Raw genomic sequence first — 23,446 nt, forward strand, 5'->3', positions numbered from 1 at the left:
TGCGCGTAGGCAGCTCGCGGGGGGCCTGGTGACGAAGGGAAGGTCGGTCCGGTGACTATCCGCACCCTCGACGACCTGCTCGCCGAGGAGGTAACGGGTCGGCGGGTGTTGGTCCGCGCGGACCTGAACGTCCCGCTCGACAAGCAGACTGGTCAGATCACCGACGACGGCCGGATCCGGGCTGTGCTGCCGACCCTGGGCGCGTTGGTCCAGGCCGGCGCGAAGGTGGTTGTCTGCTCCCACCTGGGGCGGCCGAAGGGCAGCCCCGCCCCGGCGTTCAGCCTGCGTGCGGTCGCCGGGCGGCTCGGTGAGCTGCTCGGCGCGCCGGTGCACTTCGCCGAGGACACGGTCGGCGACTCGGCCCGGTCCACCGTGGCCGGTCTCGCCGACGGTCAGGTCGCCCTGCTGGAAAACCTCCGGTTCAACCCGGGTGAGACCAGCAAGGACGAGGCGGAGCGGGGCGCCTTCGCCGACCAGCTCGCCGCACTCGCCGACGCGTACGTGGATGACGCGTTCGGTGCGGTGCATCGTCGACACGCCAGCGTGTATGACGTACCGGCCCGACTGCCGCACGTGGCGGGCCGGCTGGTGCTGCGCGAGGTGGAGGTGCTCGGCGCCCTCGCCGGGGAGCCGGACCGTCCGTACGTGGTGGTGCTCGGTGGGTCGAAGGTCTCCGACAAGCTGGCGGTGATCGAGGCGTTGCTGCCGACGGTCGACCGGCTGCTGGTCGGTGGCGGCATGTGCTTCACCTTCCTCAAGGCCCAGGGCTACGAGGTGGGCTCCTCGCTGTTGGAGGAGGAGATGGTCGAGACCTGCCGCAGCCTGCTGGAACGGGCCGACGGCAAGATCATGCTTCCGGTTGACGTGGTGGCGGCGGACGCGTTCGCCCCCGACGCCCCGCACGACACGGTGCGGGCCGACGGGATCCCCAGCAAGCGGGTCGGGCTCGACATCGGCCCGGAGACGGTGGCTGGTTTCGCCGCCGCGCTGCGGGACGCGCGGACGATCTTCTGGAACGGCCCGATGGGCGTGTTCGAGATGGCGGCCTTCGCGTACGGCACCCGCGGCGTCGCCGAGGCGATCGCGAAGTCGGACGCGTTCACCGTGGTCGGCGGCGGTGACTCCGCTGCCGCGGTGCGGGCCCTCGGCCTCGACGAGCAGGCGTTCAGCCATATTTCGACCGGCGGCGGAGCCAGTCTTGAGTACCTGGAGGGCAAGACCCTCCCCGGCATCGCGGCCTTGGAGAGCTGAATGGCCAACCCCACCCGCCGGCCACTGATGGCCGGCAACTGGAAGATGAACCTCAACCATCTCGAGGCGAATCTGCTGGTGCAGAAGCTCGCCGCGAGTCTCACCGCGAAGCAGCTCACCGATGTCGAGACGGTGGTGCTACCGCCGTTCACCGACCTACGGACGGTGCAGACCGCCGTTGACGGGGACAAGCTGCTGGTGGGTTACGGCGCGCAGGACCTCTCGCCGCACGCGTCGGGAGCGCACACCGGTGACATCGCCGGGCCGATGCTGACCAAGCTGGGCTGCACCTATGTGGCGGTCGGCCACTCCGAGCGGCGGGCGAACCATCACGAGGACGACGCGATCGTCAACGCGAAGGTGCAGGCGGCGCTCACCCATGCCCTCATCCCGATCCTCTGCGTGGGGGAGGGGCTGGACATTCGGGAGCAGGGCGGTCAGGTGGCGCACTGCAACGACCAGCTCGACGCCGCCCTCAAGGGGGTCACCGCCGAGCAGATGGCCGAGGTTGTCGTCGCGTACGAGCCGGTCTGGGCGATCGGCACCGGCAAGACGGCCACCCCGGAGGACGCCCAGGAGGTGTGTGGGGCGCTCCGTGAGCGCCTCGCCGGGCGCTTCGGCCAGGAGACGGCCGACCGGGTTCGGATCCTGTACGGCGGGTCGGTCAAGTCGTCGAACGTGGCCGCCATCATGGCTCAGCCGGACGTGGATGGCGCCCTTGTCGGCGGCGCCAGCCTGGACGCTGAGGAGTTCGCGAAGATCTGCCGGTTCCCGGAGCACACCACCGGCTGATCGCTTCGCTATCCTTGACTCCGCCCGTCCGCCGGTCGGTGCCACCGTGCCCGTTCTGCTCGGGCGAGGATCGCAACGAGAGGACTATCCCCCGCCATGCCGATCTGGTTCGCGTACACGTTGATCGTGTTGCTGGTCATTACGAGCGTCATGCTCACCCTGCTGATCCTGCTGCACCGGGGTAAGGGCGGTGGGATGTCCAGCATGTTCGGCGGCGGGGTCAGCTCCAGCCTGGCTGGGTCGTCGGTCGCCGAGAAGAACCTGGACCGCTACACCGTTCTGGTGGGCATCGTCTGGTTCGCCTGCATCGTCGGACTCGGGCTCTGGCTGCGTCTGCAGCAGACCAGCCTCGGCTGAGCCCAGCACGTCGAGTCAACACCGCGCGCGGTTCGTCTTCGGACGGGCCACGCGCGGTGCGTTACCTTTGCGGTGTCTGAAGTGTTGCCCGCGGCGGTATAGCGGCCGCGGGCGACACTTCAGCGGGCGATACCTCAGCGGACGCTGCGGAAGCGGGCGGGTAGGTCGGCGGCGGCGCTCCGATCCAGCAGCCAGAGGGTGCGGTTGACGCCCCGCACACCCGCGGCCGGTAGCTGCACCGGCCCCGCACCAGCCAGCGCCAGACCGACCGCGCGGGCCTTGTCCGCCCCGCTGGCGACCAGCCACACCTCCTCCGCGGTGTTGATCGTCGGCAGAGTCAGGGTGGTCCGGATCGGCGGCGGCTTCGGGCTGCCCCGGACCGCACTGACCGGCCGGCTCTCGTAGTGCACCGGATGTTCCGGGAAGACCGAGGCGACGTGCCCGTCCTCGCCCACTCCCAGCAGGAGCACGTCGAAGTGGGGGAGGGCGGCGGTGCCGGGGCGGGCCGCCTGGGCCAGCTCCGCCGCGTACCGGGCGGCGGCCTCCTCCGGGTCGCTGCCGGTCGGGCCGTCCGAAGCCGGCATCGGGTGTACCCGGGCCGGGTCCAGCGGCACCGCCTCCAGGAGCGCTGCCCGGGCCTGCGTCGCGTTGCGCTGCGGGTCCCCCTCAGGCAGGAACCGCTCGTCGCCCCACCAGACGTCCACCCGGGACCAGTCGACCGCCGCACGGGCGGGCAGGGCCGCCAAGGCCCGATAGACGGCGGCGGCGATCCGTCCGCCGGTCAAGACCACCGACGCCTGACCGCGCCCAGTCTGCGCATCGAGGATTCGGACCAGTAGCCGGGCGGCCACCGCCTGCGCCAGCAGCTCGGCGTCGGCGTGGACCGCGATACTCGCCTCGCTCATGCCTGCGCGACCCCCGCGTGCGTAGTGATCCCCGCCTCGGCCCGCTGGGCCTGAGCCGGGTCCTTCCAGACATGCATCCGCTGCGCGGGGCGGCGGTCCAGCCCGGAGAGCCCCGCCGCGGCACCGAGCGCCTCCGCGTATACCTGGTCGGCGTCGAGCCGGCGCAACTCCTCGGCCAGCTCGTCGCCGAGCGGCCGGCGCACCAGCGGCAGCAGGCGGTCCTCCTGGCCGGTGCGGCGGAACACCGCCATGCTGTCGTTGCGGGTCAGTGTCAGCTCGTCGCCGTTGGCGCAGTGCAATTGCACCTCATGCATCCGGGAGTACTGGTCGGTGTGCCGCCACTCGGGGTCGATCCCCAGTCGGGAGGCGAGCCAGCCGCGCATCAGCGCCGCCGTCGGATCGGTCGGTGGTGCCACCACGGTCGCCGCGGTGACCCGTGCCTCGGTGGTGTCGAAGGCACCTGCCACCAGGGTGCGCCACAACGTGACCCGGGTCCAGGCCAAATCGGTGTCGCCGGGTGCATAGTCGTGCGCCCGCTGCCGCAACGCCTCGATCGGGTTGTCGGCCTGCGCGGCGTCGGTGATGCGCCGGTCAGCTACCACGCCCAGGAAGTCGGCGGCGATCTCGGCCGGCGGATCCCCGTGCCACCAGGTCACCACCGGAACGTCTGGCACCAGCAGCGGCATCACCACCGACTCGGCGTGCAGGGCCAGCCGCCCGTACATCCGGGCCACCACCGCCTCGCCGGGGCCGAGCCGGCCCCCCACCACGATCTCCGCGTCCAGCCGGCTTCGGTCCCGATCCACGTCGGAACGCACCACGATCAGCAGCCGGCACGGGTGGGCGGCGGAAGCGATCGTCGCCGCTGCCTCCGCCTCCCGGACCCGCTTCTCGTCCACCACCACGATCAGGGTGAGTGCCATGCCACTGGCCACCCCGCCGGCGCTGCGCCGCTCGGCAGCGAGCGCCTTGACCACCTCGTTGCCGGTGGTGTCCCACAGGCCGATCATCGCTGCCTCCCGGTCTGCTCGCGTCGCTCGATCGTCACGCCCGCCGCCAGGCGCGGCCCGTCCGCGCCAGCATCTCGTCGGCGCGGTGAGGACCCCACTCACCGGACCGGTAGGGTTCCGGCTTCGTCTCCGCCCACGCCTGCTCCAGCGGGTCCACCACGCGCCAGCTCTGTTCGACCTCGGCGGCGTCCGGGAAGAGGGTCCGGTCGCCGATCAGGACATCCAGCACCAGCCGCTCGTACGCCTTCGGACTCGCCTCGGTGAACGCCTCGCCGTACTGGAAGTCCATCGCGATGTCGCGGACCTCCATCGCGGTCCCGGGCACCTTGGAGCCGAACTTGAGGACCACGCCCTCGTCCGGCTGGACCCGGATGACGAGCTGGTTGTTGCCCAGCGACTCCACATCGGCGTCGTTGAACGGTAGGTGTGGGGCCTGCTTGAACATGATTGCGACCTCGGTCACCTGCCGGGGCATCCGCTTTCCGGCGCGGATGTAGAAGGGCACCCCCGCCCACCGTCGGTTCTGGATGCCAAGCTGCACCGCGACGTAGGTCTCGGTGGTCGACTCCGTCGGGACCCCCTTCTCGTCCAGGTAGCCGAGCGCGCGTTCGCCGCCGACCCAGCCGGGCAGGTACTGGCCCCGTACGGTCCCCTGGGCCACGTCGGGTGGCAGGGTGATGGCCTTGAGTACCTTGAGCTTCTCGGCGCGGATCTCGTCGGCGGCGAAGCTGGTGGGCTCCTCCATCGCCACCAGTGCGAGGAGCTGGAGGAGATGGTTCTGGAGCACGTCCCGGGCGGCACCGGCGGTGTCGTAGAACCCGGCCCGGGTGCCGATGCCCACGTCCTCGGCCATGGTGATCTGCACCGAGTCGACGTATCTCGAGTTCCACAACGGCTCGAAGAGGTTGTTGGCGAACCGCAGGGCGAGAATGTTCTGAACCGTCTCCTTGCCCAGGTAGTGGTCGATGCGGAAGACGTCCGGGCGGGTGAAGACATCGTCCACCAGGTCGTTGAGCTCCTTGGCCGAGGGCAGGTCGTGCCCGAAGGGCTTCTCGACCACGACTCGTCGCCACCCGCCGGAGCTGGCGTTGTCCGCCATTCCGGTGCGGGCGAGCTGTTTGAGTACCACCGGGAAAGCCGGCGGGGGGATGGCGAAGTAGAAGGCGGCGTTGCCGGGAATGCCGTGCGTCTGGCGTAGCTCTCCCAACGTCCCCGCCAGCTGGTCGAAGGCCTCGTCGTCGTCGAACGACCCGCCGACGAACTTGATGTTGCCGGCCAGCCGCGCCCACACCTCTTCCCGCCAGGGCGTGCGGGCGTGTTCCTTCGCCGCCGCCTGGGCGAGGGACTCGAAGTCGCCGTCTCCCCAGTCCCGGCGGGCGAAGCCGAGCACGACGAAGCTCGGGGGCAGCAGCCCCCGGTTGGCGAGGTCGTATACCGCCGGTAACAGTTTCTTGCGGGCCAGGTCGCCGGTAACGCCGAAGATGACCAGAGCACAGGGTTCTGGGATGCGGGGCAGCCGTCGATCCTGCGGGTCGCGTAACGGGTTTGTCACGCTGTCTCCTTGCTCCGCTTTGTTTTGTCCGTCATCGTCGCTTGGGTAGCGCGCCAGCTGCCTCCAACAGCTGCGCCACACCCGCGGACCGGTCGGTCAGGTGCAGTCGCAGCACCGGACGCTTCCGGTCCGCCAGGGCCTGCCGGTCGCCGGCGGCCTGCGCCGCCTGCAGTTCCCCGAAGCTGTACGGCTTCCCGGGCACCGGCAGATCAACGTCGACGGTACCGGTTAGCTGAAGGAAGCTGCCCACCTGTGGGCCTCCCTTGTGATATTGCCCGGTGGAGTGCAGGAACCGGGGACCCCAGCCGAAGGTCACCGGCGGGCCGGCCGCCTCGGCCAACGCGGGGCGGAGCCGGGCCGCGTCGGCATCGGCCCCGCGGTCGAGGTACGCCATGACCGCGAGGTAGCCGTCGTCATCCACGCCATCGATCAGCCAGCGCACCGCGCCGGCCAGATCGTTCGGTACCCCCGCCGGGGCGTACACCTCGATCGCGCCCTCGGTGAAGGCCGGCTGCTCCGTCGGCGCGCCCGAGGCCAGGATCTTGTTGGTGTTCTCCTTGCTCTCGGTGACGTTCGGTTGGTTGAACGCGTCGATGCCGAGCACCACGCCGGCAACCGCGACCGCATACTCCCAAGCGAGGAACTGCGCCCCCAACGGCCCGTTGACCGCCACGTCCGGCGTGCCGCCCGGCCCTTCCCCGCCGCTCAGGTCCCCGGCGGTCAGCGCCCCGCCATAGCTGATGGTGAGGATGTCCTCGCCGGTGGCGCCCGGGCTGGTCGGCGACTCGACGACGACCGGCAGGATGCCGCTCCCGGACTTGCCGGTCGACTCGGCGATCAACTGCTCGGCCCAGTCACCGAGCCCGTCGATTCCGCTGCCGTCCGAGACCAGCGCCACCTTGTCCCGGCCGGCGGTGGCCGCCGCACCCAGCGCGGCGCCCAGCGCCAGCGCCGGGTTGTCCCGCTCGGCGGCCAACGACCCGGCGAAAGCCTCGGCCTGGTCCAGCAGCTCGGCCACCTCGACCCCGGCCAGCGCCGTCGGAACGAGTCCGAACGCGGTCAGCGCGGCGAAGCGCCCGCCGACGTTCGGGTCGGCCAGCACCGTGAACGCGCCCATCTCGGCCGCGGTCGCCGCCAGCGGCGAGCCCGGGTCGGTGACGATCACGAAGTGCCGCCCGGCCTCCGCCTCGGACATCCCCGCGTCGAGGAACGCCTGCCAGTACGCGCGTCGCTGGCTGTCGGTCTCCACGGTCGAACCGGACTTGCTGGCCACCACGACGACGGTCCGTTCCAGGCGGTCGGCGAGCGCCGCCCGGATCTGGCCCGGATCGGTGGTGTCCAGGATGGTCAGCGGCCGGCCGAGCGTCCGGGAGATCACCTCGGGAGCCAGCGACGAACCGCCCATCCCGCAGAGCACCACGTGATCCAGGTCGGCCAGCTCCGAGGTCAGCTCGGCGAGTTGCGGAAGCAGATCCCGGCTACGGGTGTGGGTGTCGACCCAACCCAGCCGAATCCGCGCCTCGGCCTCCGCCTCCGGCCCCCAGAGCGTGGGATCCTTCGCGGCCAGCTGGCCCGCAATCCCGGCCGTGGTGACCGCGGTCCGGGTGGAGGCGGCCCCGGTCTGGTCAACCGCGTCTGCCCCGCGCACCGAGAGGCCGGCGGCGGCCTCCACGGGCTGTCCGAAAGACTCGCTCACGCGTTGCCTCCCGCCCGCTCAGCGGCCCGCGCGTTCGTCGTGGCGGCGTCGCCGGGGTGGTCGATGCCGCGGTTCGCGGCGGCGAGGGAACGGCGGACACCGTCGAGGAGCTCCTTCCAGCTCGCCTCGAACTTCTCCACCCCCTCGCGCTCCAGGGTGTCGATCACATCGGTCAGGTCAACCCCGGCCGTCGCCAGGCCCGCGAAGACCTCCCGCGCCTCGTCGTAGCCGCCGGTGACGGTGTCGCCGCTGGTCTCGCCGTGCTCGGCATAGGCGTTGATCACCGGCTCCGGCATCGTGTTGACGGTGCCGGGGGCGATCAGCTCCTCGACGTAGATCACGTCCCGGTAGTCCGGGTTCTTCGTCGATGTGGAGGCCCAGAGCGGTCGCTGTGGATGCGCCCCGGCGTCGGCGAGGGCCTGCCACCGGTCGGAGGCGAAGACCTGGCTGTAGCGCTCGTAGGCCAGCCGGGCGTTGGCGATCGCGGCCCGACCGCGCAGCGTGCTGGCCTGCTCCGAGCCGATCTTCTCCAGCCGCTTGTCGACCTCGGTGTCGACCCGGGAGACGAAGAACGACGCCACCGAGCCGATCTTGGACAGGTCGTGGCCGTTCGCCTTCGCCTGTTCCAGGCCGGTCAGGAACGCCTCCATGACCGCCGAGTAACGGTCCAGCCCGAAGATCAGGGTGACGTTCACGCTGATCCCCTCGGCCAGGGCGGCGGTGATCGCCGGCAGCCCGGCCTCGGTAGCCGGGATCTTGATAAACAGGTTCGGCCGGTCCACCAGCCACCAGAGCGCCCGCGCCTCGGCGATGGTCTGGTCGGTCTCGTACGCCAGCCGCGGGTCCACCTCCAGCGAGACCCGTCCGTCCACCCCCGCCGACGCCTCGTACGCCGGTCGCATCACGTCACAGGCCCAGCGCACGTCGTACGCGGTGAGGGTGCGGACCGCCTCCTCGACGCTCACCCCGCGCATCGCGAGGTCGTGCAGCTGCCAGTCGTACTCCTCCGCGTCGCCGAGGGCCTTGGCGAAGATCGTCGGGTTGCTGGTCACCCCGACCAGGTGCTTCTCCCGGCGCAGCCGGTCCAGCCCGCCGGAGCTGAGTCGCATCCGTGAAAGATCATCGAGCCAGACCGCCACACCCGCGGCGGTGAGCTCACCCAGCCTGTCCGTCATGCCGTCGCGCTCCCCTCAGTTGCCGGTCGGATTACCGGTGATGTCGCCGACCCGGGTCAGCGTGGCGTGCGCCGCACCCACGATCCGGTCCGGGGTGAAACCGAACTCCTCGAAGAGCACGGTGTGCGGGGCGCTCGCCCCGAAGTGCTCCAGGCTGATGCTCTCACCGCAGTCACCGACGAAGGCCCGCCAGGACATCGCGACACCCGCCTCCACGCTCACCCGTGCCCTTACCCCACGGGGTAGGACCGACTCCTGGTACGCCTCATCCTGGGCCCGGAACCACTCCTGGCAGGGCATGGAGACGACACGGGTGGGGGTGCCGTCGGCCTCCAACCGCTCCCGGGCGGTGAGGCAGAGCTGCACCTCGGAGCCGGTGCCGATGAGGATCACCTGCGGCTTGCCGCCGGAGGCCTCGGCCAGCACGTACCCGCCGCGGGCCACCCCTTCCGCGCTGGTGAGCACGGATCGATCCAGGGTCGGCAACGGCTGGCGGCTCAGTGCCAACGCGGCCGGTCGGTCGGTGTGCGTCAGGACCTGTCGCCACGCCCAGGCCGTCTCGTTCGCGTCGGCGGGGCGTACCACGTCCAGTCCGGGGATCGCCCGCAGCGCGGTCAGCTGTTCCACCGGCTGGTGGGTCGGACCGTCCTCACCGAGGCCGATCGAGTCGTGCGTCCAGACGTAGGTCACCGGCAGCTTCATCATCGCCGCGAGGCGTACCGACGGGCGCATGTAGTCGCTGAAGACGAGGAAGGTGCCGCCGTACGGGCGGGTGCCGCCGTGTAGGGCGATTCCGTTGAGGATGGCGGCCATCGCGTGCTCACGGATGCCGAAGTGCAGCGTGCGGCCGTACTCGTTGCCCGGGAAGTCCTTGGTGGCGTGCTCGGCCGGGATGAAGGAGGGCTCGCCCTTCATGGTGGTGTTGTTGCTGTCCGCCAGGTCGGCCGAGCCGCCCCACAGCTCCGGCAGCACCGGTGCGAGCGCGGCGAGGACCTTGCCGGAGGCGGCGCGGGTGGCGATGCCCTTGGCGTCGGCGGGGAACGTGGGTAGGGCGTCCGTCCAGTCCGTCGGCAGGGTCCGGTGGGCCAGCCGGTCCCAGAGCGCCCGCCGCTCCGGGTTCGCCCGCCCCCAGGCCTCGAAGGTCTCGGTCCATTCGCGCTGGGCGGCGATGCCGCGTTCCAGCACCTGGCGGGCGTGCTTGAGGACGTCCTCGTCAACCTCGAAGGTGCGCTCGGGGTCGAAGCCGAGGAGTTCCTTGGTCGCCGCGACCTCGGGGGCGCCGAGCGCCGAACCGTGGATCTTGCCGGTGTTCCGCTTGTTCGGCGCCGGCCAGCCGATGATGGTGCGCAGCGCGATGAACGACGGCCGGCCGGTCTCCGCCCTGGCCGCCAAGAGCGCGCGGTACAGCGTGGCCACGTCCTCGTGGTAGTCGCCCTCGTCGGCGTCGCCGCGTCGCCAGTCGACGGTCTGCACATGCCACCCGTACGCCTGGTAGCGGGCCACGACGTCCTCGCTCTTGGCGATCCGGGTGTCGTCCTCGATCGAGATCTCGTTGTCGTCGTAGATCACGCAGAGGTTGCCCAGCTGCTGGTGCGCGGCGAGGGCGCTGGCCTCGTGGCTGATCCCCTCCTCGATGTCGCCGTCGGAGGCGATGCACCAGATGTCGTGGTCGAAGAGCGAGGTGCCACGCTCCGGCTCGGGGTCGAACAACCCGCGTTCCCGGCGGGCGGCCATCGCCATCCCGACCGCGTTACCCAGGCCCTGCCCGAGGGGGCCGGTGGTGGTCTCCACTCCCGGGGTGTGCCCGTACTCGGGGTGGCCGGGGGTGAGGGAGCCCCACTGCCGCAGGCCTTCGAGGTCGGCGAGGCTCATCGGGTAGCCGGAGAAGTAGAGCTGGATGTAGAGGCTGAGACTGGAGTGCCCGGCGGAGAGGACGAAGCGGTCCCGGCCGGGCCAGGTCGGGTCGGCGGGGTTGTGGCGCATTACCCGGTTGAAGAGTAGGTAGGCCGCGGGCGCCAGGCTCATCGCGGTGCCGGGATGGCCATTGCCGGATTTCTCGACGGCATCCATGGCCAGCACGCGGACCGTGTCGACCGCCCGACGGTCGAGGTCGGACCAGTTGAGTGCAGGAAGCTCAGGTCGGTTGTCAGCCACGTTCGGTGTGCTCCTCGGCAGATGGGCGGAACCCTCACCGGTGACCCTATCGAGCGGCCCTAAACGTCCGCCCACGGATCCGTGCATGCTGTTCTCCCGGTTCCGGCCGCTTCGTCGCGTACGAGTGTGACGCCCCGCACCGTTGCCGGGTCACCAGGGCAGCCATAACGGCGGCGCGTAGGGTGGGGCGGTGATGGTCCCGGAGTGGGGCCCGATCATTCTGACCTCCCCCGCCCATGCCGGAAGGTGGCATCCGTGAGCATGATCACCGAGCGCCCCGTCAGCGACACCGCCGGGAAGTCGGTCGGCGCGACGGGGGATGGGGCGGTCGGCTCGCGGCGGGACCCGCGGGCGGTGGTCGCGGCGTACGTGGCGTTGACCAAGCCGCGGATCGTTGAGCTGCTGCTGGTCACCACCGTGCCGGCGATGATGCTCGCGCACGGTGGTCTGCCGTCGCTCTGGCTGATGGCGGTGGTGCTGGTCGGCGGGTCGCTGGCGGCCGGCGCGGCCAGCGTCCTGAACTGCTACATCGACCGGGATATCGATCAGGTGATGCGGCGCACCAAGCGTCGCCCGCTGCCGGCACACACTGTCGCACCGCGGAGTGCATTGATCTTTGGCTTGGTGCTGGCGGTGGTCTCGGTCACCCTGCTGGCTGTCTTCACCAACGCGTTGGCCGCCGGGTTGACGCTGGCCGCGATTCTCTATTACGACCTGGTTTACACCGCCTGGCTCAAGCGCACCACCCCGGCGAACACCTTCTGGGGTGGGGCCTGTGGGGCGGCGCCGGTGTTGATCGGCTGGGCCGCGGTGACCGGCTCCCTCGCGCCGGCTGCCTGGGCGCTCTTCGGGGTCGTCTTCTTCTGGCAGATGCCGCACTTCTACCCGCTGGCGATGAAGTACAAGGAAGACTACGCCCGGGCGGGCATCCCGATGCTGCCGGTGGTGGCGTCAACCCGACGGGTCAACGCCGAGATTCTTGTCTTCGCCTGGCTGACGGTGCTGGTTTCGCTGGCGGCCTGGCCGCTCGGGGCTGGGATCGGACCGGTCTACGGGCTGCCGACCCTCGTCGTGGGGGTCGTCTTCCTGGTCGAGGCGCATCGGCTGTGCCGTCGGGCGGCGCGGGGGGAAGCGGTCAAGCCGATGCGGTTGTTCCACTGGTCCACCACCTACCTGACCGTCGTCTTCGCGGCGGTGGCGCTGGACGCGGTGATCTGACCGCCCGGTCGGACCGAGGGCGAAGGTATGGGGTTTGTCGGCTTCGCCATTGACGTCCGGGAATCCCGGGTTGGTCGGAAATCCGTCAGCGTGGTTTACGTTTTAGAAATCTCCTTGCCGATAATGCGAAAATTATGCAGGTAAATCGGGCGAAAAGGGGCATCTCCGGTCACGCTTTCGGGGTAACTGGCATCACAAAAGGTTCACCGAACTCGCCCGCATGGGGGGAACTCTGCTTAGGCTTCGCGTCATGGCAGATCGTTCCGATACGACGCTGACGGCCGAGCAGGCCCCCAACGGCCCGGCCCCCAGCGGCTTGGTCGCCGGCATCAAGTCGTTCGCCGCCGGTCACGGCGGCGCGAAGGCGGTCATCGAGTACGTCGGCAAGCGCGGTGCGCGCATCGTCCTCGTCGGCTCCGACGGGGTCTGGGGCGACCAGTTCGCGGACGACACCGTCGTCGCGCGGCAGGCGTGTGCCACGGCGGGCGTCACCGTCGAGAACGCGTGGGAGCGTGAACTGATGGACCAGATGCGTCCGAGTAACGACCTCTGGCGGTCGATGGCCCGGCGCACGATGGCTCGTTAGGCTCCCGGTTATGGTGATCACTTCGTCCGAGTCGGCCCGGCGGGAAGCCCGGGTCGCCCTCGTGACCTGCGCCGCCCTTCCTGACCTTGAGAGTGACGACCGCCTCGTCCACGCGCCGCTCGCGGCGCGTGGCGTCACCGCCGAGGCGGTGGTCTGGGATGATCCCGGCGTTGACTGGGCGGGTTATGACCTCGTGGTTCTCCGTTCGCCGTGGGACTACACCGCGCGCCGGGACGCCTTCATCGCCTGGGCGGCGACGGTGCCGGCCCTGGCCAACCCGGCGGACGTCGTCCGCTGGAACACCGACAAGCGCTACCTCGAACAGCTCTCCACCGCCGGAGTGGCCACCGTCCCCACCGCCTGGATCCAGCCGGGGCAGCAGTGGGCGCACCCCGCGGAGCGCGGGGAGTACGTCATCAAACCCTCGGTCAGCGCGGACAGCCGGGACACCGGCCGGTACGACCTGGCCGACCCCGAGCACCGAGAACTCGCCCAGGCGCATGTGCGGCGCCTCGCCGCGGCCGGGCGAGTGACCATGGTGCAGCCGTACCTCTCCGCTGTGGACACCGACGGCGAGACCGCGTTGCTCTTTCTCGCTGGCTCCGACGGCCTGCGTTTCAGTCATGCGATCCGTAAGGGCGCGATGCTGACCGGCCCGGACCTGGGGCCGGAGGAGCCCCGTAAAGCCGAGCGGATCACCCCCCGCACCGCCACCGCGGAGCAGGTGGCGGTGGCGGAGAAGATCCTCGCCGAGGTGCCGGGCGGACCGGAGCGGCTGCTCTACGCCCGGGTTGACCTGATCCCGGGCGAGGGCGACGCGCCGCTCCTGGTCGAGTTGGAGCTGACCGAGCCGTCACTCTTCCTCGGGTACGCCGACGGTGCCCCGGATCGTCTCGCGGACGCCATCCTGACCCAGCTGCACCGTCAACCCTGAAACACGCTCGCCCACCGTCGTCGGACCGCCCTTCGCGGGCCGACGACGGTGGCGTCTGGGCCCCGACCTCGCCGATCGAACGGGACCGACGATTCAGGCCCGGCCGGGACCGACGACTCCGGCGGGAGCGGGGACCGCGGGCTCAGGCGCGGTGTCGTGGGCGGTGGGGGCGCTGGTCGGCGTGGGGGTGACGGCCGGCTGGCGTTCCCGGGTCGACCGGAGTACCGCGAGGGTGGCCAGCAGCACCAGGCAGGAGCCGAGCATGTGGGCGCCGACCAGCAGTGCCGGCAGGTTGGTGAAGTACTGCACGTAGCCGATCACACCCTGCCCCGCCTCCACCCCGACCAACACCAGCGCGGCCCGGGCGGGGCCCGCGGCGCCGACCGCCCGGAACGCGAAGACCAGGGCCACCGAGAGGCCGATCAGCAGGAACACCCCGTCGGCGTGGACCTGGGAGATCTGCTCGGCGTCGAGGCCGTTGCGGGCCGCCCCACCGTCACCGGCGTGTGGGCCGCTGCCGGTGACCCAGGTGCCGACCACGAGTACCGCCACGCAGACCACGGTCGTGATCACCGCGAGGGTGCGCAGCGGCCCGGGCACCACCGGCACGGTCGGGCCGTCCGGTTCCGCGATCCGCCGCCAGAGGGTGTACGCGAGGGCGATCACGACCATCGAGGCGAGGAAGTGCAGCCCGACCACCCACGGGTTGAGCTTGGTGAGGACGGTGATCCCACCAATCACCGCCTGCGCCGGGATGCCGAGCAGGACCGCGACCGCGAGCGGCAGCAGGCCGGGTCGGCGTGGTCGGTGTAGCAGGACGGCCACCACCACGGCGATGGCGACGATGCCGACCGCGAAGGTGAGCAGCCGGTTGCCGAACTCGATCGCCCCGTGCAGGCCCATCTCCGGCGTGGCGGTGTACGACGCGTCGGTGCAGCGGGGCCAGGTGGGGCAGCCCAGGCCGGAGGCGGTCAGCCGGACGGCCCCGCCGGTCACGACGATCAGCACGTTCGCGAGAATGTTGGCGAACGCCAGCCGACGCAGCATGGTGGTGGAGACCGGGAACCGGGCGGCGACAGTCACGGCGCAAATCCTACGCATCGTAGTGGTGCCCCCTCGGGCGGCTTCGCCACAACGGTGTTTTGGATCACCGGACCCCGAGTTTGCAGGCCTCCGGCGAATTACGTAACGTTGGCGTTGTGAAAAACGCGGCGGGGCTATCGGGGCGCCAGCCGGCGCCTGTCGGGCTCGCCGGTGGGTCGGCCGTCGCCGACCCGTCAACCCGCGACCGGGTTACCCAGCTGCTGCTGGAGCGGGGTGCCACCACCGCCGCGCAGCTGGGGCGCGAGCTCGGGCTCAGCCCCGCCGCGATTCGGCGGCACCTGGACGCGATGCTCGCCGAGGGAGATGTCCTCGCCCGCGATCCGGCGGTCCGAGGCCACCGCGGGCGCGGCCGTCCGGCCAAGGTCTTTCTGCTGACCGAGGCGGCCCGAGGTCGCTGCGGCACCCACCACTACGACAACATGGCCACCGCCGCGCTGCGTTGGATCGCCCGGGGCGGGGGATCGGAGGCGGTGGCGGCCTTCGCCGCCGAGCAGGTCTCCGCCCTGGAGACCCGCTGCCTGGCGGCCATGGAAGACGCCGGCGACGACCCGCTCGCCCGCGCGGAGGCACTCGCCGCCGCCCTGACCGCGGAGGGCTACGCTGCCAACGCCTCCACGATCGCCTCGGGGGGGCAGCTGTGCCAACATCACTGCCCGGTGGCGCACGTGGCCGCCGAGTTCCCCCAGCTGTGCGAGGCCGAGACCGCGGTGATCTCCCGGCTGGTCGGCACCCACGTGCAGCGCCTGGCGACCATCGCGCATGGCGATGGGGTGTGCACGACGCACATCCCGGCCCAGCCGGGGCATGTTCAGTCCAGTAAGACCGTCACCACTGTGAGGACAGATAGATGACCGAGCAGACCGTTCAGCCCCTGACCCAGGAGGAGCAGCTCGCCGCCCTCGGTCGCTACGAGTACGGCTGGGCCGACCCCGACGCGGCCGGGGCCGTCGCGCAGCGTGGCCTCAACGAGGCGGTCGTGCGGGACATCTCGGCCAAGAAGGCTGAGCCGGCCTGGATGCTCGACCTGCGGCGCAAGGGGCTGCGGTTGTTCGATCGCAAGCCCATGCCGGCCTGGGGCGCCGACCTCACCGGGATCGACTTCGACAACATCAAGTACTTCGTGCGCTCCACCGAGAAGCAGGCGACCAGCTGGGAGGAGCTGCCGGAGGACATCAAGAACACCTACGACAAGCTGGGCATCCCCGAGGCGGAGAAGCAGCGGCTGGTCGCGGGGGTGGCGGCGCAGTACGAGTCCGAGGTCGTCTACCACAAGATCCGTGATGACCTGGAGGAGCAGGGCGTCGTCTTCCTCGACACGGACACCGCGCTCAAGGAGCACGAGGACCTCTTCAAGGAGTACTTCGGCACGGTGATCCCGGTCGGCGACAACAAGTTCGCCGCCCTGAACACCGCGGTCTGGTCCGGTGGCTCCTTCATCTACGTGCCGAAGGGCGTGCACGTGGAGATCCCGCTCCAGGCCTACTTCCGGATCAACACGGAGAACATGGGCCAGTTCGAGCGGACCCTGATCATCGTGGACGAGGGTGCGTACGTGCACTACGTCGAGGGCTGCACCGCCCCCATCTACTCCTCGGACTCGCTGCACAGCGCCGTCGTGGAGATCATCGTCAAGAAGAACGCCCGCTGCCGCTACACCACCATCCAGAACTGGTCGAACAACGTTTACAACCTGGTCACCAAGCGCGCGGTGTGCCACGAGGGCGCGACCATGGAGTGGATCGACGGCAACATCGGTTCCAAGGTCACGATGAAGTACCCGGCGGTCTTCATGACCGGCGAACACGCCAAGGGCGAGGTGCTCTCGGTGGCCATGGCCGGTGAAGGCCAGCACCAGGACGCCGGTGCCAAGATGGTGCACGCCGCACCGCGCACCAGCAGCACCATCGTCTCGAAGTCGATCGCCCGCGGTGGCGGTCGTACCTCGTACCGCGGTCTGGTGCAGGTGCTGGAGGGTTCACACAGCAGCAAGAGCACCGTGAAGTGCGACGCGCTGCTGGTCGACACCATCTCCCGCTCGGACACCTACCCGTACGTCGACATCCGCGAGGACGACGTGTCGATGGGGCACGAGGCGACCGTCTCGAAGGTCAGCGAGGACCAGCTCTTCTACCTGATGAGCCGGGGGCTGAGCGAGGACGAGGCGATGGCGATGATCGTTCGTGGCTTCATCGAGCCGATCGCCAAGGAGCTTCCGATGGAGTACGCCCTGGAGCTCAACCGCCTGATCGAGCTGCAGATGGAGGGCGCGGTCGGCTGAGGCCGCCGCGGCCGTGACGGACCCGACCCGTCCCCGTTACTGACACCGTCGTCGCAGAACAGAACCAAGGAAGAGATGACTACCCAGGCTTCCGCGCCGCCCAGCACCAAGTCGCAGGCGCTGCGCTCATACGATGTCACCGACTTCTCGGCCCTCACCGGCCTGGAGGAGGAGTGGCGCTTCACCCCACTCAACCGTCTGCGGGGCTTGACCGGCGGGGTGCCGGCCAGCGCGGGCGCGGTCCGGCACGAGTACGGCGACCTGCCCGCGGGCGTCACCGTCGAGTCGGTCGCGAAGGACGATCCGCGGATCGGCAGCGTACTCGTGCCGGCGGACCGGATCAGCGCGCTCGCGTACCGCGGTGCCGCGCAGGCGCAGCTGGTGCGGATCGCCGATGAGGCCGTGCTGGCCGAGCCGGTGACCCTGCGGGTGGTCGGCGAGGGCGTCGACGAAATCGCCTTCGGGCACACCTTCGTCGAGGTGGGCCGGTTCGCCGAGGCGACGCTGGTGCTCGAGCACGTCGGTTCGGCGACGCTCGCCGACAACGTCGAGGTCTCGGTCGCCGACGGCGCGAAGCTGACCCTGGTCACCGTCGCCGACTGGGCCGACGACGCGGTACAGGCGCAGCACCTGAAGGTGCGGCTGGGGCGCGCCGCCCGGGTACTGCACGTCCAGGTCAGCCTCGGCGGCGACCTGGTCCGGCAGTACACCACCGTGGAGTACACCGAGCGGGGCGGCGAGGCCGAGCTGTACGGGGTCTACTTCGCCGACGAGGGGCAGCACCTGGAGCACCGGCAGCTGGTGGACCACTCGGTCCCGGACTGCCGCAGCTACGTGGGCTACCGGGGTGCCCTGCAGGGCGAGAGCGCCCGTACCGTCTGGGTCGGCGATGTGCTGATCCGGGCCGAGGCGACCGGCACCGACACCTACGAGATCAACCGAAACCTGCTGCTCACCGAGGGGGCGCGGGCGGACTCCGTACCCAATCTGGAGATTGAGACCGGGGAGATCGCCGGCGCCGGTCACGCGAGCGCGACCGGTCGCTTCGACGATGAGCAGCTGTTCTACCTGATGGCCCGGGGGATCCCGGAGGCCGAGGCGCGGCGGCTCGTGGTCCGCGGCTTCTTCGCCGAGCTGCTCAACAAGATCCCGGTCGAGTCGCTGCGGGAGCGCCTCGGCACGGCGATCGAGGCCCGGCTGGCCAGTGGGGAGAGCGAATTCGCCGACCCCACGTACGTGAGCGGGGACAACGCCGCGAAGGCCGGTGCGTGATGATCCGCATCTGCGCCGCCGAGGACGTGCCGAAGGGCAGCGTGGTGAGTGCGGACGTTGACGGCGTGAAGATCGCGATCGTGCACGGTGCGGACGGCGCCTTCTACGCCGTCTACGACGAGTGCTCGCACGCCGCGGTGGCCCTCTCCGAGGGGGAGGTCGAGGGCTGCACCCTGGAGTGCTGGCTGCACGGTTCGCGGTTCGACCTGCGCACCGGCGAGCCGACCGGGCTACCCGCCACCGAACCCGTCCCCGTCTACCCCGTCGAGATCCGCGACGGCGACATCTACATCCCAGTGGGCGCCGACGGCCGCCCGATGCCAAGCAATGGAGTGACCCGATAATGAGCACCCTTGAGATCCGTGACCTGCAGGTGTCGGTCAAGCTGCCCGAGGGTGAGCTCAAGCCGATCCTGCACGGTGTCGACCTGACCGTCCGGTCGGGGGAGACGCACGCCATCATGGGCCCGAACGGCTCCGGCAAGTCCACCCTGGCCTACTCGGTCGCCGGGCATCCGAAGTACGAGATCACCGGTGGTTCGGTGACGCTCGACGGCGCGGACGTCCTGGCGATGTCCGTGGACGAGCGGGCCCGCGCCGGCCTCTTCCTGGCCATGCAGTACCCGGTCGAGGTTCCCGGGGTGTCGGTGGCGAACTTCCTGCGCACCGCGAAGACCGCGATCGACGGTACGGCACCGAAGCTGCGCACCTGGGCGGGTGACTTGCGGGGCTCCATGGAGCGCCTGCAGATGGACCCGGCGTTTGCCCAGCGCAACGTCAACGAGGGCTTCTCCGGCGGCGAGAAGAAGCGGCACGAGATCGTGCAGCTGGAGCTGCTCAAGCCGAAGGTGGCGATCCTCGACGAGACCGACTCCGGCCTCGACGTGGACGCGCTCCGCGTGGTCAGCCAGGGCGTCAACCGGGTCCGGGAGACCGGTGACACCGGCCTGCTGCTGATCACCCACTACACCCGGATCCTGCGGTACATCAAGCCGGACCACGTGCACGTCTTCGTCGCCGGCCGGATCGTCGAGGAGGGCGGCCCGGAGCTGGCCGACAAGCTCGAGGACGAGGGTTACGAGCGGTACGTCGCCGGGGCCGGCTCGGCGCGGGCCTGACGACCTCAAGGAAAGGCCGGTCACGATGACCACCATCGCGATTCCACCGGGTATGCCGCAGTATGGCGACGTGCCAAGCTACGACGTGGCGGCGGTGCGCGCTGACTTCCCGATCCTGGGTCGGAAGGTCAACGGGCATCCGCTGGTTTACCTGGACAGCGCGAACACGTCGCACAAGCCACGGCAGGTGCTCGACGTGCTGCGGGAGCACTACGAGTGGCGTAACGCGAACGTGTCGCGCTCGGTGCACACGTTGGGCACCGAGGCGACCGAGGCGTACGAGGGCGCGCGTGCCAAGGTCGCCGCCTTCATCAACGCCCCGAGCCCGGACGAGGTGGTGTTCACCAAGAACTCCACCGAGGCGATCAACATCGTGGCGTACGCCTTCTCGAACGCGTCGCTGCGTCCCGACGCCGACCCGCGGTTCCGACTGGGCCCGGGTGACGAGGTGGTGATCTCCGAGATGGAGCACCACTCGAACATCGTCCCCTGGCAGTTGCTCTGCGAGCGCACCGGCGCCACCCTGCGCTGGTTCCCGGTCACCGACCACGGTCGGCTGGACGAGTCGGGCTTGACGGACCTGGTCAACGAGCGGACGAAGATCGTCTCGCTGGTGCACATGTCCAACATTCTCGGGACTGTCAACGCGACGTCCCGGATCACGCAGCGGGTCCGGGAGGTCGGCGCGCTGCTGCTGCTCGACTGCTCGCAGTCGGTGCCGCACATGCCGATGGACGTGGTCGGCTACGACCCGGACTTCATCGTCTTCACCGGGCACAAGATGTGTGCCCCGAGCGGCATCGGCGTGCTCTGGGGCCGCGCCGAGTTGCTCGCGGCGATGCCGCCGGTGCTCGGCGGTGGGTCGATGATCGAAACGGTGGCGATGTCGGGGTCGACCTTCGCCCCGCCGCCGACCCGGTTCGAGGCGGGCACCCCCCCGATCGCCGAGGCGGTCGCGCTGGGCGCGGCGGTGGACTACCTTTCCGGTGTCGGCATGCGGGCCATCCAGTGGCACGAGAAGCAACTCACCGCGTACGCCCTGGACGCCCTGGCGACGGTGCCCGGGCTGCGGATCTTCGGGCCGAACGTTCCGGTCGGCCGGGGCGGCACGATCTCGTTCGCGCTGGGTGACATCCATCCGCACGACGTCGGGCAGGTGCTCGACTCGCTGGGCGTGCAGGTGCGCGTCGGTCACCACTGTGCCCGCCCGGTCTGCACCCGGTTCGGGGTGCCGGCCACGACTCGGGCCTCGTTCTACCTCTACACCACCACGGAGGAGATCGACGCCCTGGTGGCGGGGCTGGAGCAGGTGCGGAAGGTGTTCGCCTGATGCAGGTTGACCAGCTCTACCAGGAGATCATCCTGGACCACTACAAGCACCCGCATGGCCGGGGGCTGCGCGACGCGGACGACCCGGCGGCTTCCGTCGCCGAGGCGCACCACGTCAACCCGACCTGCGGGGACGAGGTCACCGTCCGGATCGCCACCGACGGCGCGGTGCTGCACGACGTCTCGTACGACGGGTACGGCTGCTCGATCAGCCAGGCCTCGGCGAGTGTGCTGCACGAGCTACTCGCCGGCCGTCCGGCCGCCGAGGCGTTCGCGGTGCACGCGGCGTTCGTGGAGTTGATGTCCGGCCGGGGCGAGGTCACGCCGGACGAGGAGGTACTCGGGGACGGGGTGGCTTTCGCGGGCGTCGCCCGCTACCCCGCCCGGGTTAAGTGCGCGCTGTTGCCGTGGATGGCGTTCAAGGACGCCGCGGCACGCGCCGGTGTGGACACGAGCCCGACGGAGGTTCAGGGATGAGCGAGGACACTGCCACCGAGGCCACGTCGGCCCCGGGTGATGGCGCGACCGGTGCGGCGGCTCCGGCGGGCGTGCCGGCCGCGAAGGCCGGCAAGGCCGCCGTCGCCGACGTCGAGGAGGCGATGAAGGATGTCGTCGACCCCGAGCTGGGCATCAACGTGGTCGACCTGGGCCTGCTCTACGGCGTCCACGTTGACGACGACAACGTCGCCACGCTGGACATGACGCTCACCTCGGCGGCCTGCCCGCTGACCGACGTCATCGAGGACCAGGCGCGGTCGGCCCTGACCACCGGTCCGGGGGGCGGCCTGGTCAACGAGATGCGGATCAACTGGGTGTGGCTTCCGCCGTGGGGACCAGACAAGATCACCGACGAGGGGCGCGAGCAGCTTCGGGCGCTGGGCTTCAACGTCTGACCACGGTGCCCTCCGCCGCATCCACTGTGCCAGGCGCTGCGTCGCCTCCGTCGGAAAGCCGATAGCCGCGGGCGTTGGGGGCGACGCAGGATCACGGTGTGATCGATGCGTTTCTGTTAGGTCTGGCCGCCGGTTTCGGCCTGCTCATCCCGGTCGGCGTCTTCGCGGTACTCGTCCTGTGGCGGGTCAGGCGGACCGCGTCGCGGGTGGGTGTGGCCGTGGCCCTCGGCGTCGTGCTGGCCGATGGCCTGTTCGCAGCCGCTTCGGCTGTAGCCGAGGGTCTTGGCTACCTGGTCGTGGCCATCCCGGTCGGCGTCTTCGCGGTACTTGTCCTGCAGGTCGCGCCGATCGCGTCGCGGGTGGAGACGGCCGCGGCCTTCAACGTCGCCCTCACCAACGGTCTGTACGTGGCCGTTGCGATCCTCGGCGGTGTCGCGTTGGCCTGGGTGCTCGCTTCGGCCGCCGGCCCAGTGCGGGTGGGCGCCGCGGTGGTACTGCTCGCCTTGGCAACCCACGCCGCGACGCGGCGTTCCGCCCGCTCGGGTGCGGTTGCCGGCCCGGATGCCGAAGCTACATCCACGGCCGGCGCCCCCGACGTCGTTGGCCGGTCGGTCGTGGGCCGCGGGGACTTGGAGCCGCCGCCGCGGCGGGTGTTCGTCTGGATACTGATGTTGACCTTGTTGAATCCCGCGTCCATGTTCTATCTCGCGATGCTTGTACTCGGCTACCGGGCCCCCGCTGTCCCGGATCTGCCGGCCGCTGCGGTGCTCCTGCTCGGGGTGTTTCTCGCCTCGGCGAGTTGCCAACTGGTGGTTGCCAGGGGTGGCATGCTGGCCGGCCGGATCCTCGCCGGCCCGCGCGGCCGGCTCGGCACTGCCCTGATATCCAGCACCATCGGAGCGCTCGTCGTCGTCACGCTCGTGTCGGCCTGACCCGACGAAGGGGAGCCGGAGGGCAGCGGTAGGTTCGAGGTGTGCGTAGTAGGCCCGCAGCGGGAGGCGGCCGGTGGGTCGAGGTGGACCCGGGCCGGGCCGCTCGCTGGGTTGCCGGCTTCGCCGACCGGCACGGTCCGTCGATCTCCACCCCGCAGGAGTACGGGCTGCTGTTAACCGCCTCGGACGGTGCGACCGCCGAGTTGCACACCCCGCCCGGCGCTCCCGGCGCGGTCGACCTGGATGGGTTCCTGGCGGCCGTGTCCCGGCCCCGGCGGATCGGCCTGCTGCTCGCCCGCAAGGGTGCGGTGGCCCTCGGCGTCGCCGAGGGAACGGAGCTGGTCGTGTCGAAGGTCGATACGCACTACGTGCAGGGCCGGACAGCTGCCGGCGGTTGGTCGCAGCAGCGGTTTGCCCGGCGGCGGGAGAATCAGGCGAAGGCGGCGGTGGCGGACGCGGTCGAGCTGGCTCTGCGCCTGCTGCTGCCAGCGGCTCCGACGCTCGCGGCCCTGGTCTGTGGTGGGGACCGCCGGACGGTGGACACGGTGCTCGCGGATCGTCGGCTGGCTCCGCTGGTCGGGCTGCGGGCCGAGCGCCTGCTGACCGTGCCGGAGCCCCGCCGCGCCGTGCTACTCGACGCCATTCCCGCCGCCCGAGCCGTCCACATCCTCGTCCGTGATTCCGAGGTAGGGGCTTAGGGCCCCCGGGTAACGCCGGGTCCGCCGCCTTGCCGGTGGGCGGTGCCGGCCCACAGCGATCCCGGGTCAGTGATCTTGGTGAGGTAATCCGCAGGACCGGGCGGGGCCCGTCCCGGTACAATTGGCGCGTGCTGCTCTGCGAAGGCTGAACCGCCCCGCACCGACGGTCCTCCGGCCCGCCGGTGCTTTCGCG

Annotated in this window: 23 protein-coding genes; 16 read left to right on the plus strand and 7 right to left on the minus strand. The window is 70.4% G+C overall.

Going from position 1 to position 23,446, the window contains the following annotated elements; all coding sequences use genetic code 11:
* Positions 1-51 precede the first annotated feature (51 nt).
* From AC1UKG_RS04930 to secG, 3 genes are all read left to right on the plus strand, one after another.
* Positions 52-1,251, plus strand: a complete 1,200-nt coding sequence (locus tag AC1UKG_RS04930; protein ID WP_482642713.1) for a phosphoglycerate kinase — start codon at positions 52-54, stop codon at positions 1,249-1,251.
* Entirely contained in the window at positions 1,252-2,043 is a 792-nt protein-coding gene (tpiA, locus tag AC1UKG_RS04935; protein ID WP_029125118.1) for a triose-phosphate isomerase, read from the plus strand. It abuts the gene before it with no gap.
* Between the two features lie 96 nt (positions 2,044-2,139).
* Positions 2,140-2,400 carry a preprotein translocase subunit SecG gene (gene secG / locus AC1UKG_RS04940; protein WP_018744248.1) on the plus strand — a complete coding sequence of 87 codons (261 nt, stop codon included), beginning with the start codon at positions 2,140-2,142 and terminating at the stop codon, positions 2,398-2,400.
* Positions 2,401-2,534: 134 nt separating this feature from the next.
* Here secG and pgl read toward each other — a convergent pair whose 3' ends face one another.
* The 6 genes from pgl to tkt are packed head-to-tail and all read right to left on the minus strand — an operon-like array spanning position 2,535 to position 10,892.
* On the minus strand, positions 2,535-3,305 hold the full coding sequence (gene pgl, locus AC1UKG_RS04945; protein WP_475890327.1) for a 6-phosphogluconolactonase: 771 nt from the start codon (positions 3,303-3,305) through the stop codon (positions 2,535-2,537).
* Positions 3,302-4,315 carry a glucose-6-phosphate dehydrogenase assembly protein OpcA gene (locus AC1UKG_RS04950; RefSeq protein ID WP_482642714.1) on the minus strand — a complete coding sequence of 338 codons (1,014 nt, stop codon included), beginning with the start codon at positions 4,313-4,315 and terminating at the stop codon, positions 3,302-3,304. Before AC1UKG_RS04950 ends, pgl begins: the two co-directional genes overlap by 4 nt.
* A 34-nt stretch (positions 4,316-4,349) precedes the next feature.
* On the minus strand, positions 4,350-5,867 hold the full coding sequence (gene zwf / locus AC1UKG_RS04955) for a glucose-6-phosphate dehydrogenase (protein ID WP_018744251.1): 1,518 nt from the start codon (positions 5,865-5,867) through the stop codon (positions 4,350-4,352).
* Between the two features lie 31 nt (positions 5,868-5,898).
* On the minus strand, positions 5,899-7,563 hold the full coding sequence (locus AC1UKG_RS04960; RefSeq protein WP_018744252.1) for a hypothetical protein: 1,665 nt from the start codon (positions 7,561-7,563) through the stop codon (positions 5,899-5,901).
* A complete protein-coding gene (gene tal, locus AC1UKG_RS04965) occupies positions 7,560-8,738 on the minus strand; it encodes a transaldolase (protein WP_018744253.1) in 1,179 nt (392 codons plus the stop codon). The genes AC1UKG_RS04960 and tal overlap by 4 nt, the downstream gene beginning before the upstream one ends.
* 15 nt (positions 8,739-8,753) lie before the next feature.
* The gene (gene tkt / locus AC1UKG_RS04970; RefSeq protein WP_018744254.1) at positions 8,754-10,892 is read right to left on the minus strand and encodes a transketolase; all 2,139 of its coding nucleotides are present in this window, start codon (positions 10,890-10,892) and stop codon (positions 8,754-8,756) included.
* Between the two features lie 255 nt (positions 10,893-11,147).
* Here tkt and AC1UKG_RS04975 point away from each other — a divergent pair, with 255 nt between their 5' ends.
* The 3 genes from AC1UKG_RS04975 to AC1UKG_RS04985 all read left to right on the plus strand — a co-directional run bounded on the left by AC1UKG_RS04975 (position 11,148) and on the right by AC1UKG_RS04985 (position 13,630).
* Entirely contained in the window at positions 11,148-12,110 is a 963-nt protein-coding gene (locus AC1UKG_RS04975; RefSeq protein WP_482642715.1) for a heme o synthase, read from the plus strand.
* A 250-nt stretch (positions 12,111-12,360) separates the two neighbouring features.
* The gene (locus AC1UKG_RS04980; RefSeq protein WP_018744256.1) at positions 12,361-12,696 is read left to right on the plus strand and encodes a hypothetical protein; all 336 of its coding nucleotides are present in this window, start codon (positions 12,361-12,363) and stop codon (positions 12,694-12,696) included.
* Positions 12,697-12,706: 10 nt separating this feature from the next.
* On the plus strand, positions 12,707-13,630 hold the full coding sequence (locus AC1UKG_RS04985; protein WP_482642716.1) for an ATP-grasp domain-containing protein: 924 nt from the start codon (positions 12,707-12,709) through the stop codon (positions 13,628-13,630).
* A gap of 93 nt (positions 13,631-13,723) precedes the next feature.
* Here the strand turns inward: AC1UKG_RS04985 and AC1UKG_RS04990 are convergent, their stop codons facing one another.
* The gene (locus AC1UKG_RS04990) at positions 13,724-14,731 is read right to left on the minus strand and encodes a COX15/CtaA family protein (protein ID WP_482642717.1); all 1,008 of its coding nucleotides are present in this window, start codon (positions 14,729-14,731) and stop codon (positions 13,724-13,726) included.
* Between the two features lie 98 nt (positions 14,732-14,829).
* On the opposite strand from AC1UKG_RS04990, the gene AC1UKG_RS04995 reads away from it, so the two are divergent.
* From AC1UKG_RS04995 to AC1UKG_RS05040, 10 genes are all read left to right on the plus strand, one after another.
* Positions 14,830-15,585, plus strand: a complete 756-nt coding sequence (locus AC1UKG_RS04995; RefSeq protein ID WP_018744259.1) for an ArsR family transcriptional regulator — start codon at positions 14,830-14,832, stop codon at positions 15,583-15,585.
* Entirely contained in the window at positions 15,582-17,012 is a 1,431-nt protein-coding gene (sufB, locus tag AC1UKG_RS05000) for a Fe-S cluster assembly protein SufB (protein WP_012014297.1), read from the plus strand. Before AC1UKG_RS04995 ends, sufB begins: the two co-directional genes overlap by 4 nt.
* Before the next feature lie 75 nt (positions 17,013-17,087).
* Positions 17,088-18,284, plus strand: coding sequence for a Fe-S cluster assembly protein SufD (gene sufD, locus AC1UKG_RS05005; protein WP_018744260.1), 1,197 nt, complete (start codon positions 17,088-17,090; stop codon positions 18,282-18,284).
* On the plus strand, positions 18,284-18,628 hold the full coding sequence (locus tag AC1UKG_RS05010) for a non-heme iron oxygenase ferredoxin subunit (protein WP_018815291.1): 345 nt from the start codon (positions 18,284-18,286) through the stop codon (positions 18,626-18,628). Before sufD ends, AC1UKG_RS05010 begins: the two co-directional genes overlap by 1 nt.
* Entirely contained in the window at positions 18,628-19,401 is a 774-nt protein-coding gene (gene sufC, locus AC1UKG_RS05015) for a Fe-S cluster assembly ATPase SufC (RefSeq protein ID WP_018744262.1), read from the plus strand. Before AC1UKG_RS05010 ends, sufC begins: the two co-directional genes overlap by 1 nt.
* Before the next feature lie 25 nt (positions 19,402-19,426).
* A complete protein-coding gene (locus AC1UKG_RS05020; protein ID WP_018744263.1) occupies positions 19,427-20,731 on the plus strand; it encodes a cysteine desulfurase in 1,305 nt (434 codons plus the stop codon).
* Positions 20,731-21,207, plus strand: coding sequence for a Fe-S cluster assembly sulfur transfer protein SufU (gene sufU, locus AC1UKG_RS05025; RefSeq protein WP_018815293.1), 477 nt, complete (start codon positions 20,731-20,733; stop codon positions 21,205-21,207). The genes AC1UKG_RS05020 and sufU overlap by 1 nt, the downstream gene beginning before the upstream one ends.
* Positions 21,204-21,623: a metal-sulfur cluster assembly factor gene (locus AC1UKG_RS05030; protein WP_018744265.1), complete on the plus strand. Its 420-nt coding sequence runs from the start codon at positions 21,204-21,206 to the stop codon at positions 21,621-21,623. Before sufU ends, AC1UKG_RS05030 begins: the two co-directional genes overlap by 4 nt.
* A gap of 236 nt (positions 21,624-21,859) precedes the next feature.
* Positions 21,860-22,555 carry a hypothetical protein gene (locus AC1UKG_RS05035; RefSeq protein WP_475890337.1) on the plus strand — a complete coding sequence of 232 codons (696 nt, stop codon included), beginning with the start codon at positions 21,860-21,862 and terminating at the stop codon, positions 22,553-22,555.
* Between the two features lie 41 nt (positions 22,556-22,596).
* The gene (locus tag AC1UKG_RS05040) at positions 22,597-23,253 is read left to right on the plus strand and encodes an acVLRF1 family peptidyl-tRNA hydrolase (protein WP_475890326.1); all 657 of its coding nucleotides are present in this window, start codon (positions 22,597-22,599) and stop codon (positions 23,251-23,253) included.
* Positions 23,254-23,446: the final 193 nt, after the last annotated feature.

The organism is Salinispora sp. CH2A1_6 (genome assembly GCF_056820975.1).

Coding starts and splice junctions, on each gene's coding strand:
- AC1UKG_RS05030 (WP_018744265.1), top strand. CDS start 21,204: ATGAGCGAGGACACTGCCACCGAGGCCACGTCGGCCCCGGGTGATGGC.
- AC1UKG_RS04950 (WP_482642714.1), bottom strand. CDS start 4,315: ATGATCGGCCTGTGGGACACCACCGGCAACGAGGTGGTCAAGGCGCTC.
- tal (WP_018744253.1), bottom strand. CDS start 8,738: ATGACGGACAGGCTGGGTGAGCTCACCGCCGCGGGTGTGGCGGTCTGG.
- AC1UKG_RS04985 (WP_482642716.1), top strand. CDS start 12,707: ATGGTGATCACTTCGTCCGAGTCGGCCCGGCGGGAAGCCCGGGTCGCC.
- secG (WP_018744248.1), top strand. CDS start 2,140: ATGCCGATCTGGTTCGCGTACACGTTGATCGTGTTGCTGGTCATTACG.
- AC1UKG_RS04980 (WP_018744256.1), top strand. CDS start 12,361: ATGGCAGATCGTTCCGATACGACGCTGACGGCCGAGCAGGCCCCCAAC.
- sufB (WP_012014297.1), top strand. CDS start 15,582: ATGACCGAGCAGACCGTTCAGCCCCTGACCCAGGAGGAGCAGCTCGCC.
- sufD (WP_018744260.1), top strand. CDS start 17,088: ATGACTACCCAGGCTTCCGCGCCGCCCAGCACCAAGTCGCAGGCGCTG.
- sufU (WP_018815293.1), top strand. CDS start 20,731: ATGCAGGTTGACCAGCTCTACCAGGAGATCATCCTGGACCACTACAAG.
- sufC (WP_018744262.1), top strand. CDS start 18,628: ATGAGCACCCTTGAGATCCGTGACCTGCAGGTGTCGGTCAAGCTGCCC.
- AC1UKG_RS05020 (WP_018744263.1), top strand. CDS start 19,427: ATGACCACCATCGCGATTCCACCGGGTATGCCGCAGTATGGCGACGTG.
- pgl (WP_475890327.1), bottom strand. CDS start 3,305: ATGAGCGAGGCGAGTATCGCGGTCCACGCCGACGCCGAGCTGCTGGCG.
- AC1UKG_RS04990 (WP_482642717.1), bottom strand. CDS start 14,731: ATGCGTAGGATTTGCGCCGTGACTGTCGCCGCCCGGTTCCCGGTCTCC.
- tpiA (WP_029125118.1), top strand. CDS start 1,252: ATGGCCAACCCCACCCGCCGGCCACTGATGGCCGGCAACTGGAAGATG.
- AC1UKG_RS05010 (WP_018815291.1), top strand. CDS start 18,284: ATGATCCGCATCTGCGCCGCCGAGGACGTGCCGAAGGGCAGCGTGGTG.